Source organism: Muriventricola aceti (assembly GCF_025567565.1).
GTDB lineage: Bacteria > Bacillota > Clostridia > Oscillospirales > Oscillospiraceae > Lawsonibacter > Lawsonibacter aceti.
In genome coordinates this window covers 102631-120672 of the sequence record NZ_JAOQKF010000010.1, presented here as the reverse complement: position 1 = coordinate 120672, position 18042 = coordinate 102631, and the positions used below count along the sequence as shown (strand labels likewise).

The following is an 18042-nucleotide window of genomic DNA, read 5'->3' as shown; positions in this document are numbered from 1 at the left end:
CTTATCCAGCGGCGGAAAAGAATGCCTGGATAGCCCCATGATCCGCCTGGACCGAGCCCTGGACAAAGCCGGGCTTGCCGCCCCCACGGCCGTTGAGGCTTTGGTTCATCTCCTTGGCAAAGGTACGCAGGTCGCCCTCCAGTTGGCCAACGGCGTACTTGTAGCCCTGACCATCCACGCCGGAGAAGCAGGCGCACCGCCCGCCACAAGTCTGGAGGACGGCGTCGCACAGGCGGCGCAGACTATCAGGGGTCAGGCCCTCCTCAAAGAGAAGCACATCTCCTGCCCCAGTGAGCTGACGGGCCAGGGAAGCAAAGCGATCCTCCTCCATGGATAGAAGCCGGGACTTCAGAGCGGCGTTCTCCTCGGTCAGCCGCTGGACCGCTGCCCCAGTTTCAAAGGCCTTGGCAGACAGAAGGGTAGACACCTGGTGGTTCTGCGCTAAAATACTGTTTACATAACGCAAGGCCCGACTGCCGCACACCAGTTCGATGCGTACCCCCTCACGAAACTTCTGAACGGACAGGAGCTTCACAAAGCCCACCTGGCCGGAGGAGGCCACATGGGTGCCGCAGCAGGCGCAGGTATCAGCGCCGGGGAAAGAAACGATTCTTACCCGGCCAGTCAGCGCCTTTTTGCTCCGGTATTCCAGTGTTGCCAGCTGTTCCGGAGAAGGGAAGGTGATGGAGATGGGGTGGTCTTCCCAGATATAGCGGTTGGCCGCCTCCTCCAGCTCCTGGAGCTGGTCTCCGTCCAGCAGTACGTTTAAATCGATGGTAATGAAGTCGTTCCCCATATGAAAACCAACATTGTCGCACCCCCACTTAGCGTGGGCGATGCCGGACACGATATGCTCGCCGGAGTGGTGCTGCATCAAATCGAAGCGGCGTTCCCAGTCGATCTGCCCCTCCACCTGAGCGCCGGGCTCCAAAGGGCCGTCACAGGTGTGGACTACCCGGCCCTCACGCTCGTGGACCTCCAATACCTGGACCGGCCCAAGGACGCCCAGGTCATAGGGCTGACCGCCCCCCTCGGGGTAGAAAGCGGTCTGGTCCAGTATTACGTCATAGCCTCGCTTGCCCTGTATGCAGGACTCTACATGGGCGGAGAATCGGGTCAGAAATGGGTCTTGTTCGTAGAGCTTTTCCATGGTCATGTCCTCTCTCTATATTTTTTGTATCATAGCACACTGGGGGTGGAAAGGCAAATTGGAAAGATGTTTCGTTTGAGAATATGATTTCAGGTGGGCGGCAGGAAAGTTTAATGCGGATTTAATGCGGCGGCATTTTGCTTAATCCCATTTTTTTATGAAATGGAATAGGATAGGCTCATCCGAAAGGGCAGGATTCGGATAATAAAGTACAGAGGTGAGTCGTTATGATAGCTGATTATATGTTGCTTCGACTGGTGATTGCCGCTATCGTTATTTTAGTAGCGTCTGTTCTGGCTCTGTCCGTGAAGCTGGTATCTAGGATAGTCCGGTCTGCCGCCCATAAGAAGTCTGTAAAGGCATATTCCTGGGACAGGAGTAAGACTGCTGCTCGTTAAAGAAGCGGCCTCCACATTTGTTTTCCCCATTTGGTCAGAGAGCCGGGACACAAGCCTGTGTTCCGGCTCTCTGTATTTGTGAGTGGGGAGAGCGTTCAACCAATACTGCCGAAGACAGCCCCCAAAACCAGAACCAGCAGGGTAACGCCGCAGAACAGATATTTTGCCATTGGATAGAACCAGGACCCAAGAGGCTTGTGGCGGGCCAGGTTTACCTGCTTGAGTACATAGTCCTTGCCGCATATCCAGAAGAACATGACCGCGGCCAGCAGGGCGCCGATGGGGCAGATATAGATGGAGCACACGTCCATCCACTGGGAGACGATAGGGGCGATGAGCAGGCCCACTCCAATGCCGATGGCCCCGATGATGCCGACGGCAGCGGGCCTTGGCAGGTGGAACAGCTCCTGGAGGGTGGCGGTGGGGGCCTCAAACAGATTGACCAGAGAGGTCAGAGCAGCGAAAACCACCGCGACAAAGAATACCACCAGGATGACTGGCCCGCCGGGGATTCCGCGGATCACATTGGGGAGGTAGATGAACATTAGGCCCGGACCGCTCTCGTTGAGCTGCTGGCCCGCCACCGCCATTGCGGGAATGATGACCAGAGCGGCCAACAGGGCGGCACAGGTGTCAAAGAGGGCCACCATCTTGGCGTCAGAGGGGATGTCGGAGTCAGGGCTCAAGTAGGAGCCGTAGATCAGTGTTCCATTGCCGGCAATGGACAAGGAGAAAAATGCCTGGCCCAGGGCATAGACCCATACCCAGGGGTCCAGGAGCCCTTCAGGGCGGAGGACGAAGATGTACTGATAGCCGGCGGAGGAGCCGGGCAGAGTGACCAGGTAGACGGCCAGACCGATAAACAGTAGAAAGAACAGGGGCGTCATGACTTTATTGGCCTTCTCGATGCCTCGTCCCACGCCGAAGGCCATGATGGCGATGGTGACCGCCATGCCGGCGATCTGCCAGCCCAGGTTTCCAGAGGCGGTGGCGCCAAAATTGGCGCTGAAGGCGTCTACTCCGTCCAGGGCGGACAGAGCGCCGGTGATGGACTGGGCGGTGTACTTGAAGATCCAGCCGGTGACCACAGAGTAACCGATGGCCAGGGCCAGGGATCCCAGGACCGGGATAAGGCCCAGTAGCTTGCCAGGCTTATCGGTGCCGAAGCGCAGCTTGGTGGCCTCGCCAAAGGCGTGGACAGGACCGGACCGGGTGGCCCGGCCGAAGGCCATCTCCCCGATGACGCCGGTGGAGCCGATGATAACCACAAAGATCAGATAGGGGATCAGGAAGGTGGCTCCGCCGTATTTTGACACCCGAGCCGGAAAGAGCCAGATGTTGCCCATGCCGACCGCGGAGCCGATACAGGCCAGAATGAAGCCCCACTTAGAGCCCCAGGAATCTCGTTTCTTCTCATGTTTCATGGATGTTCGATCACGCCTCTCTCTTTTTGACAGGGAAGGTCCTGCGCAGATGTAAGCATACCATATTATAGGAAAAAAACAAAGGGGTGAATTTTCGTTGACAGAGGGGAGGGATTGGGATAGGATGGAAGTAAAAGGTGCCCAAATTGAGAGAACGGAGGATGGAGCGGTGAACGACCTCTCGGTGGACCTGTTTTTTATGAAACAGCCTGAGTTGCTGCTCCTCTATTTGGAGATTGAGAGGGCTGTCCGGGATAGGCTGGGTGACTTTGAAGTGGTGGTACAGAAGAGCCAGATCACCTGGAAAGGCCCAGGCTCTTTCGCCGCCCTATGGCTGCCCCGGTGGAAAAGGCCGGACGGGCGGATCTATGTGGGGCTGTCTTTTTTTCTGGAATTTCAGGTGGAAAGCCCCCGCATTCCCTACTCGACAGAGCCCTACCCCAACCGCTGGACCCACCACACCTCGGTGGCCGATCTTGGCGAGCTGGATGAGGAGCTAATGGGCTGGCTCTATCTGTCCAAGGAATTTTCCGGGCGCAGGCGGCGGAGAAAGAGCTGAAAATCTTGCAATACCGGGCAACCTATTGTAAAATGATTCGAACGCCCTACGATAGACCCCATAAGGAAGGTGAGCATCCATGAGCATGACGGCTGTGAAGTCAGTAGACCCTAGAAGTCCGGCCCACCGGGCGGGTATCCGGGTGGGCGAAACGCTGACCCACATCAACGGCCACATGATCGTGGACGTGCTGGACTATAAATTTTACAGCTATGATCCCAGGCTGGAAGTGACCCTCCGGGAGCGAGACGGCTCCACCCGCACCCTGCGGATCCGCAAGGGGGAGGGGGAGGACCTGGGGCTGGAATTTGAGACCTATCTGATGGACCGGGCCCGCTCCTGTGCCAACAACTGTATCTTCTGCTTTGTGGACCAGATGCCCCCTGGGATGCGACCCTCTCTCTATTTTAAGGACGACGATGCCCGGCTGTCCTTCCTGATGGGCAATTACCTCACCTTAACGAACCTGTCCCCTCGGGAGGTGCAGCGGATTATCGACCTGCGGATCTCCCCCATCAACGTGTCCGTCCACACCACAGACCGGGCGCTCCGGGCGGAGATGCTGAAGAACCGGCGGGCGGGGGAGAGCATCGATATCATGGAGCGGTTTGCCCAAAACCACATCACCATGAACTGCCAGATCGTATCCTGCCCCGGCATCAACGACGGCCCCGCTCTGGATAAGACATTGCATGACTTGGCGGGGATGTATCCGGCGGTGAACAGCATCTCGGTGGTCCCCGTAGGCGTGACGAAATACCGGGAGGGGCTGTATCCCCTGTCCATTTACAACACAGAGACCGCCGGAGTGGTCATCGACCAGGTGGAGGGCTTTGCCGCCCACCATCTGGAGAGGGCGGGGACCAGGCTGGCGTGGTGCTCGGATGAGTTTTATCTCCTGGCTGGCCGGGAGCTCCCGCCGGAGGAGTATTTTGAGGAGTTTACCCAGCTGGACAACGGGGTGGGGATGCTCACCCTGCTCTCCCGGGAGTTTGGCCGGGCGCTGGACCTGATGGAGCCGGAGGAGATGGCGGGCGCCACCCCGTTTTCCATCGCCACCGGGGTGTCCGCCGCCCCATATTTGGAGAGATTGATTTCCCAGGCCAGGGAGAAATGTGGTACAATAGAGGGCAGGGTCTATCCCATCGTCAACCACTTCTTTGGAGAGACCATCACGGTGGCCGGACTGGTCACCGGAGGCGATCTGATCCATCAGCTCAAGGGGCGGGAGCTGGGAGAGCGCCTGCTGATCCCGGCCAATATGCTCCGCTCCGGGGAGCGGGTCTTTCTGGACGACGTGTCGGTGGACGATGTGGAGCGGGAACTTGGTGTTCCTGTGACGGCAGTGGAGCAGGACGGCTATGAGCTGTGCGACGCAATCTGCGGACTGGAGATTACCCCTATGGCCCAACGCCAGAGCCAGGAAGAAACAGAATACTATCAATACAATCAAAGAGTATAGCGGGGAGCCGAATGTGGAAAGACCGGCATATTTCAGGCCGCCCCTCGCCGCCGCGAAGGCCGCTTCTCCCATAACGACGTCTGGGCATTTTTTGCTGCATTCTCTTGCGCCTCCTCCCCACATCAAACCCGCTTTGCTGGGCTTTGATAAGGGCATATGAAAGGATGATTACATGAAACCTCTTGTTGCTATTGTAGGCAGACCAAATGTCGGTAAGTCCATGCTCTTTAACAAGTTGTGCGGCCAGCGGCTGTCTATCGTGGAGGACACCCCCGGCGTCACCCGGGACCGGCTGTACGCCCAGTGTGAGTGGAGAAATCGCACCTTTGATATTGTGGATACCGGCGGCATCGAGCCGGGCACCGACGACCAGATCCTGGCCTTCATGCGGGAGCAGGCGGAGATCGCCATCTCCACCGCCACGGTCATTGTCTTTGTGTGCGACATCAAGACCGGAATGACCGCCTCCGATCAGGAGGTGGCCAATATGCTCCTCCGATCGGGCAAGCCGGTGATCTTGGCAGTCAATAAGGCAGACCAGACCGGGCGGGAGAACCCGGATATCTATGAATTTTATAACCTTGGGCTGGGCGATCCCATTGCCGTGTCCGCCCTCCATGGCCACGGCACCGGCGATCTGCTGGACGCCTGCTTCCAGTTCTTCCCCGAGGAGGAGGACGAGGAGGAGGACGACGACGTCATCAAGGTGGCAGTTATCGGAAAGCCCAACGTGGGAAAATCCTCTCTGGTCAACCGCATTTTGGGAGAGGAGCGGGTCATTGTATCCAACGTGGCAGGCACCACCCGGGATGCTGTGGACAGCGCGTTTGAGAACCAGCACGGAAAATATCTCTTTATCGACACCGCCGGGATGCGGAAGAAGTCCAGGGTGGATGACCGGATCGAGAAGTTCTCCGTTCTGCGCTCCACCATGGCCATCGAGCGCAGCGATGTGTGCCTGATCATGATCGACGCCCAAGAGGGAGTCACTGAGCAGGATACCAAGGTGGCCGGACTGGCCCACGAGGCGGGTAAGGCGTGCATTATTGTGGTCAACAAGTGGGACGCCATCGAGAAGGACGGCAAGACCATGGACAAGATGCGCCAGGAGGTCATGCGGGACCTGTCTTATATGACCTACGCCCCTATTGTCTTTATTTCCGCATTGACCGGCCAGCGGGTGGACCGGCTCTTTGAGCTTATTAACTATGTCAACGACCAGTCCGCCATGCGCATCACTACTGGAATGCTCAACTCGGTCCTGGCCGACGCCACCGCCCGGGTCCAGCCTCCCACAGACAAGGGGCGGAGGTTGAAGATCTATTATATGACACAGGTGGGCATCCGTCCGCCCCACTTCGTCTGCTTCTGCAACGACGCCCGGCTGTTCCACTTCTCCTATCAGCGATATCTGGAAAATCAGATCCGCTCCACCTTCGGCCTGGAGGGCACCCCTGTCCGGCTGACCGTGCGGCAGCGCAGCGATAAGGAGGAGTGATAATGGGCTCCGCAATTTTATTTTTCCTCACTCGGATGGATTTTTGGATCGTGGCAGTCATCTCTTATTTCTGCGGCTGCTTCAACGGGGCGGTGATCGTATCCAAATATATCCTGCGGGACGACGTGCGAAACCACGGAAGCGGCAACGCGGGGCTGACCAATTTCTACCGTACCTTCGGCGGCCCATTGACCTTTGTGGTTATTCTCACCGATGTGCTAAAGGCAGTGGTGGCCATTCTGATCGCGGTTAAAATTGGCGGCGGATATGACCCGCGCATCATGCCGGACTTCCCTTTGGATGGTGCTACGGCCGCCTATTATGTAGTCCTGTTCAAGTATTGGGCGGGCCTGTTCTGCCTGTTGGGCCATATGTTTCCCTGTATGTTCCACTTCAAGGGGGGTAAGGGCATCCTGTCCGGAGGAACCATCGCCATCATGATCGACTGGCGGATCGCTCTGGTCGTGTGGGGCGGCTTTCTCATCCTGGCCGTCCTCACTCGATATGTGTCCCTGGGTTCGGTGTGGGCTGGGGCCTCCTTCCCTGTGGCCACTTGGTTTGTTTACCAAGACTGGGTCATCACCCTGTTGGGGCTGCTGCTCGGCGGGCTGGTGGTCTATATGCACCGGGCCAATATCAAGCGGCTGCTCTCCGGAACGGAAAATAAGTTTTCTCTGCGTAAAAAGAAATGATATGACCGCGGGGGCGGCCCCATGGAGCTGCCCGCCCGGGGGCGCATCGTGCTGTGCCCCTACGAAATGAGACCGTGAACTGGAGGGCCGTCGTGGACACTGGCCCCTACAATATTACATTGGGAGGTAAACTCTGATGAAGATCACCGTAGTAGGCAGCGGCGCCTGGGGGACTGCCCTGGCCCTGCTGTTACTGGAAAACGGAAACGATGTCACTCTCTGGTCTTATCACCAGGAGGAGTCTAACCGGATGCGGGACACCCATGAGAACCCCATGCTCAAGGGAGTGCCTCTGCCGGAGGAACTGAAACTGACCACCGACCTATCCTCGGTCAAGGGATGTGGTCTGGTGGTGCTGGCGACGCCCTCCTTCGCTGTTCGAACCACCGCAGCCCAGTTGCGGGAGCTGGTGGACCCAGGGACCATTGTTGTATCAGTGTCCAAGGGAATTGAAAAGGATACCTCGCTCCGCCTAAGCCAGGTCATCGAAGAGGAGCTTCAGGGTAAATGCCCTGTGGTAGTGCTGTCTGGCCCCTCCCACGCAGAGGAGGTGGGGCGCCGTATTCCTACCGGCGTGGTGGCGGCGGCGGACGAGCTGTCTGTAGCCCAAAAGGTCCAGGACCTGTTCATGAACTCCCGCTTCCGTGTCTATACCAGCGACGATAAGGTGGGCACCGAGATCTGCGCCGCCCTGAAGAACGTCATCGCCCTGTGCGCTGGCTGCTGTGACGGGATGGGCTATGGGGACAACACCAAGGCCCTGCTTATGACAAGGGGACTGGCCGAGATGGCCCGGCTGGGCGTGGCCCTGGGGGGCAGAAAGGAGACGTTTACCGGCCTGGCTGGCGTAGGCGATCTCATCGTCACCTGTACCTCCATGCACTCCAGGAACCGCCGGTGCGGTATCCTGTTGGGCCAGGGCAAAGAGATTCATGAGGCCATGCAGGAGGTGGGCGCCGTGGTGGAGGGCTACTACGCTGCTGCTAATGCCCAGGCCCTGGCGGAAAAGGCCGGAGTGGAGATGCCGATTGCCCAAGCCGCCTATGAGGTGCTCTACCAGGGCCGAGATGTCCACGCGGTCATCACGGACCTGATGGGCCGCGCCAAGCGGTCCGAACTGGATGAGAGCTGGAGCTAAGATCAAAAGCTAAAAGCCGCCTGTTTTTATAACAGGCGGCTTTTTTTACCACCCCGAAGCACAACAACCTGTACGCCGACATAGTATGGGGAAAACAGAAGCGGGCAGAACCCGCGGACAGGAGGGCGCATATGGACGATATTGGTACATTGATTATCAGGGTTTATACCTCGCGGGCACAGATTCCAATTAGCGGAGCCACCGTGGTGGTCACCCATGAGGGGAAGGGGGGCAGGCGGGAGCTGCTCTCCCTCCAGGTCACGGACAGCAGCGGAGCCATTCTTCCGCTCCAGATATCGACTCCGCTGCTGGGAGAGAGTACCGCCCCGCATACAGATGGCCCCGTTCCATTTGCCATATGCAGCGTGTGGGCGGAGCATCCCGGATACGCTATGCTCCAGGTAGATGGAGTCCAGATATTCCCAGGGGTGGAAACGACCCAGGACATGGAGCTGATTCCGCTGGCCGAGGGCCAGTCCAGCCTCCAGGTAAGGGACCAGCGGGAGATCACCGCCCAGAGCCTGTGAGGTGGAACAATGCCGGTCATCATCACTCCTTATATCCCAACCAACATTACGGTCCATCTGGGGCTGCCCAGCCAGTGGGCGGAAAACATTACGGTCAGCTTCCCGGACTATGTGAAAAATGTGGCCTCCAGCGAGATATACCCTACCTGGGAGCTGTCGGCCATCCGGGCCAATGTGTTGGCAATCATCTCCTTTGCTCTCAACCGGGTGTACACGGAGTACTACCGTAGCCGGGGCTATGAGTTTGATATTACCTCCACCACCCAGTACGACCAGAAATTCATCCGGGGGCGCAACTTCTTTGACAGCATCAGCCGGGTAGTGGATGAGATCTTTAACGACTATATCCGCCGTCGGGGGTTTGTAGAGCCTTTGGCCGCCAAATTTTGCAATGGGACCACCAGCACCTGCGACGGACTGTCCCAATGGGGCAGCCAGGACATGGCGAAGCAGGGAGCAAACTCTATGGAGATCCTCTACCGCTACTACGGCGACGATATCGAGCTGGTGGTGGAAGCGCCGATCCAGGATATGACTCGCTCCTATCCCGGCTACCCCCTGCGGTTGGGGTCAGCGGGGGAGGAGGTCGTAGCGATCCAGACCATGATTAACCGCATCTCGCAAAATTATCCCGCGATTCCCAAAATTAGGCCGGTTACCGGCGCTTTTAATGAGAAGACAGAGGAGGCCGTCAGAAAATTCCAGCGGATATTCAATCTAACCGCGGACGGAATCGTGGGAAAGGCAACCTGGTATAAAATGGTCTCTCTCTATGTGGGTGTCACCAAACTGGCTGAACTTATCAGCGAGGGCCAGACCTTTTATGGGATCGAGTTCCAGTTCCCTGGGACTCTGCGGGAGGGGGATACTGGTCCTGAGGTCCGAGTCCTGCAATATATGCTGGCCGTGATGGCGCAGTTCGACGAGGCGTTGCTGCCCATCGAGGTAGACGGGGACTTTGGACACAACACAACCCAGGCTGTCCGGCAATACCAGGGCCTGGTTGGGCTTACGATTGATGGGGTGGTTGGGGAGGTCACTTGGAACTCCATCTATGGCCACTTTGCTCTGGCGGACCAGTTCATGCGCCGGGATATGGTCCGTTTCCCCAGAACAGCCACTGAGATTATGCCGGTCTCGGTTATCAATGTAGGCTCGGATGCCAGCAGCTATGCCGACACCCCACGGGTCGGGCAATTTCCAGGGGAAACTGTGCGGTTTGGCCAGACGGACCGGAGAGGAGAGGTGTTGGTATGACACGAGATGAACTGGAGCGGGAATTGCTGGCACAGCCGGTCAGAAGTCTGCAGTATATGCTGCGGAGGCTGTCGCTGCAATATCCCTTCCTGCCTGAGATTGTGGCGGATGGTGTGTTTGGCGAACGGACTCTGGAGGCGGTGATGCTCTTTCAACGGGAGCTCCATCCTCCAGTGACCGGCATGGTGGACGAGGAAACTTGGAACGACATCCGGGAGCGGTGGATCCTTCTCGAGCGGAAGCTGGCAGAGCCCCGGCCGGTGCGCCTGTTCCCCGGACAGGAAGCCCGGGTCTATCCAGGAAATGAGCAGGAGTTCCTAATCATTCCACAGGCGATGCTCCGAATACTGGCCCGATATTTCGATGGGATTACGGCAGATCAGGCAGACGGGCTTCATGGGCCTGCTTCGGTGGCCAATACCCGCTGGCTCCAGAGGGCGGCGGGGCTAGAGGAGAGCGGGATCATGGACCGGCAGACCTGGGAATTGCTGGGCCGCCTGTACGAGATGTTTGTGGTCAAAGAGAGAAAACAGCAGGACAGCAGCCGCTATCAGGGCAGGGGGTGAGCTCCCTGCCCAAAAAATAAAATGAAAAAAGTTGAAAAAGGGGCTTGCTTTTTTTTCTCCGGTATGCTAATATATACAAGCTGTCTGACTGATGAAAATTCTGGCAGCTCTTTCCGGGTGTGGCGAAGTTTGGTATCGCGCTTGAATGGGGTTCAAGAGGCCCCGAGTTCGAATCTCGGCACTCGGACCAAACAATGATGATCCGAACTACATTATCCAGGCGGGTAATGTGTTCGGATTTATCATTTCTTTCGACAATGTAATATGACAAGCAAGGGCAGGAGAAACATTCCTGCCCTTGCTTTTTATTTTCCCTGCTGTTATCATATTTTTATAGAACAAATCGGAAGTTGCAGGGGTGGGTTATTATATGAAAAAAGTTTTTCTAAAGATAACGCTGGGGGTTGTTCTCGTTTGCATTTTGTTTGTTGGATTTCTCTATGTCAACAATGATATTGGGGTGGCTTCAACCAATTTAGAAGCGGATATTCGTTCGTCGCAGAAGATTAAGGATGATTGGACAGTCGAGGGAAATGTTTCCGGCACAATGGCTGCGTATATTTCTTATCCCCAGGATATGAGTGACCACACTTTTTCTGTCTATGTTAATCGTCCAGGGCTCTCCTTTGGATATTTCTTTCGTGGCGGTGGGAGCCTTTCAGGAGTTGAAAGGGAAATTGTAGAGTTCACAGTAGAGGAATATAAAGAACGAGCATTTATTTCTATGAATCAGCAGCAGGTAACACAACTACAAATAGATGATGGTAACTCCATTCAGGGGATTTATATTGATAGCAATAAACCTTTTGCGATTGTCTTGCCTATAAATGCTGGTACCATTACTTTTTATGATGTGAACGGAAATATCGTGGAATACTGGAACGATCCTCTTTGACAAATTCCAGTTTGTCGAGGCGTTGAGAAAAGGCGGGAACATCATTTCAGATGTTCCCGCCTTATGTATTAGTTCTGTTTCTTTTTGTCCTTCCCCTGTTGTGCTTTCTACTCGGCAAACTCCCGCTGTCCTTCCTCGCTCTCGAAAAACGCCTGTATCTCCGGGAGCAGGACACGGGCCAGGGCTTCCACCTCGTGATAGGGTATCCCGGTACCGTAGTGGTTGAACTTCTTTTTCCTTGCCACAGGAGCCGCCCCCCAGTCTTAAAGCTGACCCTCGTCAAACAAATAGCCCTGGAATACAGTGCCGTTCCCGGTGATGAAACGGCCCCTTGCGTCCTTGGGGATCTGATCGGCGGCGCTGGTGTTGTCCAGAATGATCTGAGAGAGTACATTGTCCGCTCTGCCGCACACACGGAAGTCCAGGTTATTCTTGATTTGTCCTGGGATGATGTTGGCATGTGGGCGCTGGGTGGCAAGAATGAGGTGGACACCAAAGGCCCGCCCCAGCCACGCTATAGTGGCGAGCCTACTTTCAATCTGCGCCAGCAGTTCCGTTGCCTGTATCTGCTGGGTAAACTGCGAAAGCATACGGCCCCACCCAAGAAACGGCGGTATAATATGGCGGAGGTTATTAAATTTGACCGCTACGTGGTGCAGGCCAAGCTGCTGATGAAGTACAAAGTGGGCATCTGGGAGGGGTTGCACACACTGACCGGGGCGATACAGGGGGAAATAGAGAGAGACCTTCCGGCCAGCGGAAAGGACTCTACCGCCAAAAGCGGCGAGAGCTCCAAAACGAAACCCTCTCTCTGCGTTCAATCCATCAATCAATCCAAACGTACAGGTGGGAGTTACGGATATGCGCCCGGATTGAAGTAGAGGCCCCCAACATCCGGCTAAAAATTCACAAGTTATTGCCCACTCCCAAAAAGGAGAAAAACCTCCCCACACACCGCTGTGCCAAACCACTCCAGCGGTGAGGGCGTTTCCTTCTGTGAGAGGTACGCATCCACCTAACCTCGCACAATGGTGCCGTAGCAGAAACAGGGTCGAACAGTCAGGGCCCCACCATACGGCGGGGCCCTGGTACATTAAAAATAAATCTCACGGTGATATACGCCCAATAAAGTAGACAAGTAAAAAAGTAGAGCGAAAGGGGGCCGCATAAGGGGAAACTGCCAGTAGAAAAGAAAATTTGAGTAGTTGAAAATATTATGCGAGGAGAAAGCAATAGCTACTGTGTATCGAAAGTGTATTGTCTCTCAAATTAATTGAATGCGACTGTATGAGATGTACAGGGGAGAGGGGCTATATCCTATGTAAAAGAACAAAAAATATCCAGTACAGGTAAAACTACAGGCAGTAAAGGAATATCTGAACGGGGACATTAGTTATACGAATCTATGCTTGAAATACAAAATTGTAAGCCCCTCTGTTCCCTGCGGATAGATCAAATGCTATAATGACCATAGAAAATTCAAAGACCTCTTAAAAGCCGGAGGGATTCAAATGGCCAAACGGGATACAATGTTGGACGAATGGGTCGAAATTGTTAGAGCTTGTCTGGCGGAAGGAAAGAGCTATCAAGAAATCGCAGAGCGGGAAAAGAAGGAGCTGGAAAGGGGAGGAAAAGAGGTTGAGCCGAGTCTGGCAGGAAAGAGAATATCTTGTTATTCAGGTGATCCATCACGAAAAGAAATATCCAATTGCGGAACTATGCGGAATTCTGAAATTAAATCGTTCTTCGCATTACAAATCGCTTCAGAGAGATGTATCCAAGCAGGAACAGTTCCATAAAATCCCTATCAATTCCTTACAGACCTTCCTATGTTGAACATTACATCCACCTGAAGATGAATCTACTATTTAGTATGGACAAGCTGCCTATAATCATGTAAATTTAATTTAAACTTTATGTGCTGTAGAAAAGTGAAGTATATATTAACGAATGTTCATGTGAGGAGTGCGGAGAAAATGACTATTGCACAACTGAAATATATATTAGAGATTGCAAAAACATCTTCAATTAATAAAGCAGCACAAAATTTGTTTATCCCACACTCAGCTTTGTCAAATGCAATTCAAAATTTGGAGAGGGAATTAGGAAATGAAATATTTATTAGAACGCCTAAAGGTGTTAAGTTAACACCCTTTGGACATCGCGTTGTAGCATATCTAAAACCCCTGCAAATTCAGTTAGATCAATTGGATATGTTTTTTGAAGAAAACAAGCGTAATGAAGTTTGCTTTTCTGTAGCAAGTATGGGTTTCCCTTTTGTGTCTGCTCTATGTGGGAAGCTGCTGGAAAAGTATAAAAATGAATGTGTATGTATCCAGCAGTATGAAGAGTATGAACCTGATGTTCCTACTTTGGTGGCAGATAGGATTGCGGAGATAGGAGTATATCGTACTTGGAGCTGCTATTTGCCTGCTGAAGAACAGAAGTTTAAAGCCCAAAAGATACAATTCTATTCTCTGGCCAGCTTAGAAGTTGGTATTACTGTGGGGCGTTCGAATCCTTTGTTTCATCAAGAACAAAGCAGTGTTTCTCCTGATGCTTTAGCAGGGTATCCTGTTATTCTTTATTCAGGACAGGCATCCGGACCATACTCTGATATCTTCCGAAAATTGGGAATTCCACGTGCGCGGCAGCGGATTGCTACAACATCCCGATCAGCTATTTTTGAACACCTGAATACAACACATGGCTACTATTTAAACTCTATTTATAGTGATAATATTTATCAATCCTCACCAGAAACAGCCACTAATCGTAGAACGCTCCGTTTAGAAAACTGTAATATTCGCTCAGAAATTGGCTGGATGAAGCACCAGGACTATATTTTGTCAGACATCGCTAAAGAATTTGTTCGTGGTTTGAAGGAATACTTTCCCGGGTCTGAGACATAAATTATATTCCTTAGTTTAAAAAAGGAGAAGCTGCCTTGAGCTTCTCCTTTTTTATTAAACAGTTGTCGCTTTTTCATACTACCTGTAAAAGGCGGAGAGATTATATAATATTCACATAAAAGGATGTGGCCGCACCTTTAGATTCAAGGCGATTATTACAAGAAGGAGTGAGAGGAACAGATGAGTGGAATTGATTATATTGTAATCCTGGTTTATTTGGTTAGCGTCGTATTAGTGGGCCTTAAATGTAAAGAGAAAACTAAGTCATCTGCAGACTACATGGTAGCAGACCGCAAGCTAGGTATTTCCATCTTTATGGGAACCTATTTGGCAACTGCTATTGGCGGAGGTGTGCTTAATGGTTGGGTGGGAAATGTATATGAGTCAGGTTTGACTATCCTTCCCTCCATGATTGCGATTTACATTGCCACAATTGTGACAGGATTATTTTTGGCAACGAAGCTTCGCAACTTTGGTGGATTTACTGCGCCAGATGTATTAGGTCGGATGTACGGAAAACCGGCACAGGCATATGGTGGATTGTGCAGTTTCCTGTATCTGATGGGAACTGGTCCTGCCATGCAGACTGTGACCTTTGGTACTGTAATCAATGTTGTCACTGGAATTCCTTTTGTTTACGGAGCTATCATCAGCACAGTCGTCATTCTCCTCTTTACTTATTTTAGTGGCTTTTGGGGCGTAGCGGTAACGGATTATGTCCAATTCATTATTATGGGATTCGGCGTTGCGTTTGCTGCATGGCTCTGCTTTGAGAATGTAGGGGGCTGGGAAGGGATTGTCGCTGCTGTTCCCCAAAGTCACCTAACTGTTCCCAATGATATCACCGCCATTATACGTTTGATTTTTACGACATCTTTAACCACGCTAATTGATGGAAACCGATATCAGAGATTTTTTGCCTGTAAGGACGCAAAAACGGCCAAAAAAGGCACTTTGCTTTCCCTGATTCCTTTGCATACCTTTTATATGGTAATCCTACTGCTGGGTACCTGCGCCTATATTTTGATTCCTAACATTAAGCCGGATGCAGCATTTTCCAGCCTGCTTCTGTATGAACTGCCCCCTGTCCTACGGGGACTGGTTTTTGCGGCATTATTGGCCGCCATTCTGTCTACATCAGACTCCTATTTGTTGGTTGCTGCAACCAATTATTCCAACGATATTTATAAAAATGTGATTAACCCGGAGTGCGATGATCAGAAAATGCTGAAGATTACCAAGCGCACCACACTGGTATTGGGATTAGGCGGTTTGGTTGTTGCCATTTGGATGCAGAGTATTATGAGTATCTGGAACTTGGCTTCTGCGGCCTATGTTGGTGGATGTTTCATTCCCATGCTGTATGCCTTGTTCTTTAATAACTGTAAAAAGTCTGCCTTGGCCGCAAATTGTGCTATGGTCGTTGGTTCTGTGACAGCGGTGGTATTTGAGGTAACAGGGATTACCTTCTTGGGTTTGCCGGGAGCCGCGGTTGGGACACTGGCTAACTTTATAGTGTTTTCCCTGATTACTCTTCTTGATCCTAAGGCGACAGTGAAGAGCCTGTGATGGGTAAGAGTGGAAAGGAGAAAATTGTATGGAAATTTTGATTTATTTGCACATTTTTGCGCTTATTTTCTTTATGGTTTGGATGATTTGGATCTTTTTTGACGAGAAGAAAAAAGATAGGGGAAAATAATGCTGGATTTAGCGGAAAACCGATTTGTATAGATGTTATCAAGAGTGAGTAATTGTGGACACAAAAGGAGTTTGAACATGAATACGCAAGAGGAAATCAAAGCACAATTTCAGTTTAACTGCTTTGGAAAGTTGTATGCCTACCTGTCCTCGTCACTGATACATTGGGGAGGGGTAAAGGGAGAACGTCTTGTGCGGCAGTCTGTTGTGCAGTATGCTCAGGAAAAGGGAGAGCGGATCCGGCGGCATCAGGTAGAGGCTGGCATATCTATTAACCTGAAAAACCTGTTTGCTGAAGAGCCCTGCTGCGGAGCGGACCCTAGATTTTACCGGGTGACTCTCCGAGATACAAAACAAGCACAGTTACAAGAGGTATACAGTTGTCCCCTGGCAAAACAGTGGTCAGCGCTGGATGAGACGTTTGCCGGGTCATTGTATTGCGAAGAATATGCCCATGCGCTTATTCAGGGCTACACATCAGGGAAAGGACAGGCCAATGTATCCAATTCTTTGACTTGTCCTAGAGATAATCGTTGTGTGCTGGCATTTTATTACCGAACAGCTAACATGACGCCCCAGCAACAGGAAGCATTCGAAAATGGGACAGAGGCATCGCCGGCGTGGAGCACCGGACGCAACCTCCTTCATCTTTATGATGCCTTTTATCAAAATGTAAAGAATCAGGGAGTGGATGGGGTTGCCGCTTTAGCCCGCGGACTTAGGGCATTTGCAAAAGACATAATATGTGCCGTTCCAGACCAGGCGAACCGTGCGGGGTGGGCGCTTGACACGGTATTTATGAATGCGTTTCTTCCAATGCCCTACAACCAAAAAACTTTTACCAGTGCAACTTCTTTTTTAGAAGACGCAGAAAAGGAAATTTTTTGGATTAATGTAGTAGAACAAATCCAAGCGACTTTTGCGCTGTAGAAATGAGGGCAGGTCTATGTATACGCGAGAAGAAATGGAAATCATGAACTTAGCCGATAGTTACACATTGCTGTACTCTTTTTTAGCTGGTCCGCTGTTGGCACAGTTTGGCGTGGAGGGAGAGCGAGCACTGAGAGAAGGAACGCGAAAATTTGGTCGCGATCGGGCAGAAAGCTTGCGGGAAAGGCATCTGAAAGCCAACGTGAAAATCAATATGCACAGTTTGTTTGCAGTAGGACCCGATTTGCCGCCTGATCCCCGCTTTCGTCGGGAACTGCAGACTCTGAATGCACAGGAGAGGGTATCTCATACGCTGTTTTGCCCTATGGCTGATATTTGGAAGCGATATGGCGTACTTGAACTTGGAAGGATTTATTGTGAAGAGTTTCATAATGCTAGTTATAGTCATTATGCATATGGCTATTCAAAGGTAAACCTCGCCAAAACACAGACTCAACCCGAAGATGAGTATTGTGCATTCAATGTCATTCTGCGCCCAGAGAATCTCCCGGAAGACTTAAAGCCTGTTTGCTTTGAGGAGTATGATCCCTGTTATACCGGACCTACGAGTGAACTGAAGCAGGCATATGGAAAGGCCGGATTTGGTACGCTATTCATTAAACTCTATTCTCATATTGCCACTACAGCACTTGCACAACTGGGAGAGCAGGCTATGGATGCCATACGTGAGGGCTTACAAAATATGGAAAAAGATGCAGCGGAACGGTTGAAACAGTCTGCAAAAGAGCAAGGCCAACCGCTCACAATTGATTTCTTTTCCAGAAATTACCCGCTGGAAGCAGATTCTTCTAAGGAGCCTATGTGGGATATTTATGGAAAAAATGGGCTGAAAGAAGCTATGGACTGTTTCTTTTACCAACCGCTATTCCAAGAGCTAGGACTCGCCCCCCAATGCAATTAACATACAACCAGCGT

20 protein-coding genes and 1 tRNA gene are annotated in these 18042 nt (G+C 52.3%); 17 read left to right on the top strand and 4 right to left on the bottom strand.

Features of this window, described 5'->3' with window-relative positions:
- Window position 1: 1 nt before the first annotated feature.
- On the bottom strand, window positions 2-1150 hold the full coding sequence (locus OCV64_RS11820) for an alanyl-tRNA editing protein (protein ID WP_317246518.1): 1149 nt from the start codon (window positions 1148-1150) through the stop codon (window positions 2-4).
- Between the two features lie 227 nt (window positions 1151-1377).
- Here OCV64_RS11820 and OCV64_RS11815 point away from each other — a divergent pair, with 227 nt between their 5' ends.
- Window positions 1378-1548, top strand: a complete 171-nt coding sequence (locus OCV64_RS11815; RefSeq protein ID WP_262670140.1) for a hypothetical protein — start codon at window positions 1378-1380, stop codon at window positions 1546-1548.
- A 95-nt stretch (window positions 1549-1643) separates the two neighbouring features.
- Here OCV64_RS11815 and OCV64_RS11810 read toward each other — a convergent pair whose 3' ends face one another.
- Window positions 1644-2972, bottom strand: a complete 1329-nt coding sequence (locus tag OCV64_RS11810; RefSeq protein WP_147571411.1) for a sodium-dependent transporter — start codon at window positions 2970-2972, stop codon at window positions 1644-1646.
- Between the two features lie 124 nt (window positions 2973-3096).
- On the opposite strand from OCV64_RS11810, the gene OCV64_RS11805 reads away from it, so the two are divergent.
- From OCV64_RS11805 to OCV64_RS11760, 10 genes are all read left to right on the top strand, one after another.
- A complete protein-coding gene (locus OCV64_RS11805; protein ID WP_262670139.1) occupies window positions 3097-3531 on the top strand; it encodes a DUF5655 domain-containing protein in 435 nt (144 codons plus the stop codon).
- A gap of 79 nt (window positions 3532-3610) precedes the next feature.
- Window positions 3611-4993, top strand: coding sequence for a DUF512 domain-containing protein (locus OCV64_RS11800; protein WP_262670138.1), 1383 nt, complete (start codon window positions 3611-3613; stop codon window positions 4991-4993).
- Between the two features lie 172 nt (window positions 4994-5165).
- On the top strand, window positions 5166-6491 hold the full coding sequence (der, locus tag OCV64_RS11795) for a ribosome biogenesis GTPase Der (protein WP_186851989.1): 1326 nt from the start codon (window positions 5166-5168) through the stop codon (window positions 6489-6491).
- A gap of 2 nt (window positions 6492-6493) precedes the next feature.
- Complete coding sequence (locus OCV64_RS11790) at window positions 6494-7183, top strand: glycerol-3-phosphate acyltransferase (RefSeq protein ID WP_262670137.1); 690 nt, start codon at window positions 6494-6496, stop codon at window positions 7181-7183.
- Between the two features lie 136 nt (window positions 7184-7319).
- Window positions 7320-8321: an NAD(P)H-dependent glycerol-3-phosphate dehydrogenase gene (locus OCV64_RS11785; protein ID WP_317246517.1), complete on the top strand. Its 1002-nt coding sequence runs from the start codon at window positions 7320-7322 to the stop codon at window positions 8319-8321.
- 131 nt (window positions 8322-8452) lie between these two features.
- Entirely contained in the window at window positions 8453-8848 is a 396-nt protein-coding gene (locus OCV64_RS11780; protein WP_147571405.1) for a spore cortex-lytic protein, read from the top strand.
- A gap of 9 nt (window positions 8849-8857) precedes the next feature.
- The gene (locus tag OCV64_RS11775) at window positions 8858-10105 is read left to right on the top strand and encodes a peptidoglycan-binding protein (RefSeq protein WP_262670136.1); all 1248 of its coding nucleotides are present in this window, start codon (window positions 8858-8860) and stop codon (window positions 10103-10105) included.
- Entirely contained in the window at window positions 10102-10671 is a 570-nt protein-coding gene (locus OCV64_RS11770; RefSeq protein ID WP_147571403.1) for a peptidoglycan-binding domain-containing protein, read from the top strand. The genes OCV64_RS11775 and OCV64_RS11770 overlap by 4 nt, the downstream gene beginning before the upstream one ends.
- A gap of 113 nt (window positions 10672-10784) precedes the next feature.
- A tRNA-Pro gene (locus OCV64_RS11765) sits at window positions 10785-10861 on the top strand.
- Window positions 10862-11041: 180 nt separating this feature from the next.
- Window positions 11042-11566, top strand: a complete 525-nt coding sequence (locus tag OCV64_RS11760; protein WP_262670135.1) for a hypothetical protein — start codon at window positions 11042-11044, stop codon at window positions 11564-11566.
- Between the two features lie 107 nt (window positions 11567-11673).
- Here OCV64_RS11760 and OCV64_RS11755 read toward each other — a convergent pair whose 3' ends face one another.
- Together OCV64_RS11755 and OCV64_RS11750 are read right to left on the bottom strand one after the other, a co-directional pair.
- Window positions 11674-11811, bottom strand: coding sequence for a hypothetical protein (locus OCV64_RS11755; protein WP_262670134.1), 138 nt, complete (start codon window positions 11809-11811; stop codon window positions 11674-11676).
- A gap of 18 nt (window positions 11812-11829) precedes the next feature.
- Complete coding sequence (locus OCV64_RS11750) at window positions 11830-12156, bottom strand: hypothetical protein (protein ID WP_262670132.1); 327 nt, start codon at window positions 12154-12156, stop codon at window positions 11830-11832.
- A 30-nt stretch (window positions 12157-12186) separates the two neighbouring features.
- Here OCV64_RS11750 and OCV64_RS11745 point away from each other — a divergent pair, with 30 nt between their 5' ends.
- The 6 genes from OCV64_RS11745 to OCV64_RS11720 all read left to right on the top strand — a co-directional run bounded on the left by OCV64_RS11745 (window position 12187) and on the right by OCV64_RS11720 (window position 18028).
- Window positions 12187-12447 (top strand): hypothetical protein, encoded by a 261-nt coding sequence (locus OCV64_RS11745; RefSeq protein ID WP_147571401.1) that lies wholly within the window; start codon window positions 12187-12189, stop codon window positions 12445-12447.
- Between the two features lie 630 nt (window positions 12448-13077).
- Entirely contained in the window at window positions 13078-13365 is a 288-nt protein-coding gene (locus OCV64_RS11740) for a hypothetical protein (protein WP_262670131.1), read from the top strand.
- A 177-nt stretch (window positions 13366-13542) separates the two neighbouring features.
- Window positions 13543-14478 (top strand): LysR family transcriptional regulator, encoded by a 936-nt coding sequence (locus OCV64_RS11735; protein ID WP_262670130.1) that lies wholly within the window; start codon window positions 13543-13545, stop codon window positions 14476-14478.
- Between the two features lie 180 nt (window positions 14479-14658).
- On the top strand, window positions 14659-16047 hold the full coding sequence (locus OCV64_RS11730; RefSeq protein WP_147571374.1) for a sodium:solute symporter family protein: 1389 nt from the start codon (window positions 14659-14661) through the stop codon (window positions 16045-16047).
- A gap of 207 nt (window positions 16048-16254) precedes the next feature.
- Entirely contained in the window at window positions 16255-17106 is an 852-nt protein-coding gene (locus OCV64_RS11725; RefSeq protein WP_262670129.1) for an L-2-amino-thiazoline-4-carboxylic acid hydrolase, read from the top strand.
- 16 nt (window positions 17107-17122) lie between these two features.
- On the top strand, window positions 17123-18028 hold the full coding sequence (locus OCV64_RS11720; RefSeq protein ID WP_147571372.1) for an L-2-amino-thiazoline-4-carboxylic acid hydrolase: 906 nt from the start codon (window positions 17123-17125) through the stop codon (window positions 18026-18028).
- Window positions 18029-18042: the final 14 nt, after the last annotated feature.

Excerpts from the sequence above, each read along its gene's own strand:
- OCV64_RS11820 (WP_317246518.1), bottom strand. The coding sequence starts at position 1,150 with ATGGAAAAGCTCTACGAACAAGACCCATTTCTGACCCGATTCTCCGCC.
- OCV64_RS11815 (WP_262670140.1), top strand. The coding sequence starts at position 1,378 with ATGATAGCTGATTATATGTTGCTTCGACTGGTGATTGCCGCTATCGTT.
- OCV64_RS11810 (WP_147571411.1), bottom strand. The coding sequence starts at position 2,972 with ATGAAACATGAGAAGAAACGAGATTCCTGGGGCTCTAAGTGGGGCTTC.
- OCV64_RS11805 (WP_262670139.1), top strand. The coding sequence starts at position 3,097 with ATGGAAGTAAAAGGTGCCCAAATTGAGAGAACGGAGGATGGAGCGGTG.
- OCV64_RS11800 (WP_262670138.1), top strand. The coding sequence starts at position 3,611 with ATGAGCATGACGGCTGTGAAGTCAGTAGACCCTAGAAGTCCGGCCCAC.
- der (WP_186851989.1), top strand. The coding sequence starts at position 5,166 with ATGAAACCTCTTGTTGCTATTGTAGGCAGACCAAATGTCGGTAAGTCC.
- OCV64_RS11790 (WP_262670137.1), top strand. The coding sequence starts at position 6,494 with ATGGGCTCCGCAATTTTATTTTTCCTCACTCGGATGGATTTTTGGATC.
- OCV64_RS11785 (WP_317246517.1), top strand. The coding sequence starts at position 7,320 with ATGAAGATCACCGTAGTAGGCAGCGGCGCCTGGGGGACTGCCCTGGCC.
- OCV64_RS11780 (WP_147571405.1), top strand. The coding sequence starts at position 8,453 with ATGGACGATATTGGTACATTGATTATCAGGGTTTATACCTCGCGGGCA.
- OCV64_RS11775 (WP_262670136.1), top strand. The coding sequence starts at position 8,858 with ATGCCGGTCATCATCACTCCTTATATCCCAACCAACATTACGGTCCAT.
- OCV64_RS11770 (WP_147571403.1), top strand. The coding sequence starts at position 10,102 with ATGACACGAGATGAACTGGAGCGGGAATTGCTGGCACAGCCGGTCAGA.
- OCV64_RS11760 (WP_262670135.1), top strand. The coding sequence starts at position 11,042 with ATGAAAAAAGTTTTTCTAAAGATAACGCTGGGGGTTGTTCTCGTTTGC.
- OCV64_RS11750 (WP_262670132.1), bottom strand. The coding sequence starts at position 12,156 with ATGCTTTCGCAGTTTACCCAGCAGATACAGGCAACGGAACTGCTGGCG.
- OCV64_RS11745 (WP_147571401.1), top strand. The coding sequence starts at position 12,187 with ATGGCGGAGGTTATTAAATTTGACCGCTACGTGGTGCAGGCCAAGCTG.
- OCV64_RS11740 (WP_262670131.1), top strand. The coding sequence starts at position 13,078 with ATGGCCAAACGGGATACAATGTTGGACGAATGGGTCGAAATTGTTAGA.
- OCV64_RS11735 (WP_262670130.1), top strand. The coding sequence starts at position 13,543 with ATGACTATTGCACAACTGAAATATATATTAGAGATTGCAAAAACATCT.
- OCV64_RS11730 (WP_147571374.1), top strand. The coding sequence starts at position 14,659 with ATGAGTGGAATTGATTATATTGTAATCCTGGTTTATTTGGTTAGCGTC.
- OCV64_RS11725 (WP_262670129.1), top strand. The coding sequence starts at position 16,255 with ATGAATACGCAAGAGGAAATCAAAGCACAATTTCAGTTTAACTGCTTT.
- OCV64_RS11720 (WP_147571372.1), top strand. The coding sequence starts at position 17,123 with ATGTATACGCGAGAAGAAATGGAAATCATGAACTTAGCCGATAGTTAC.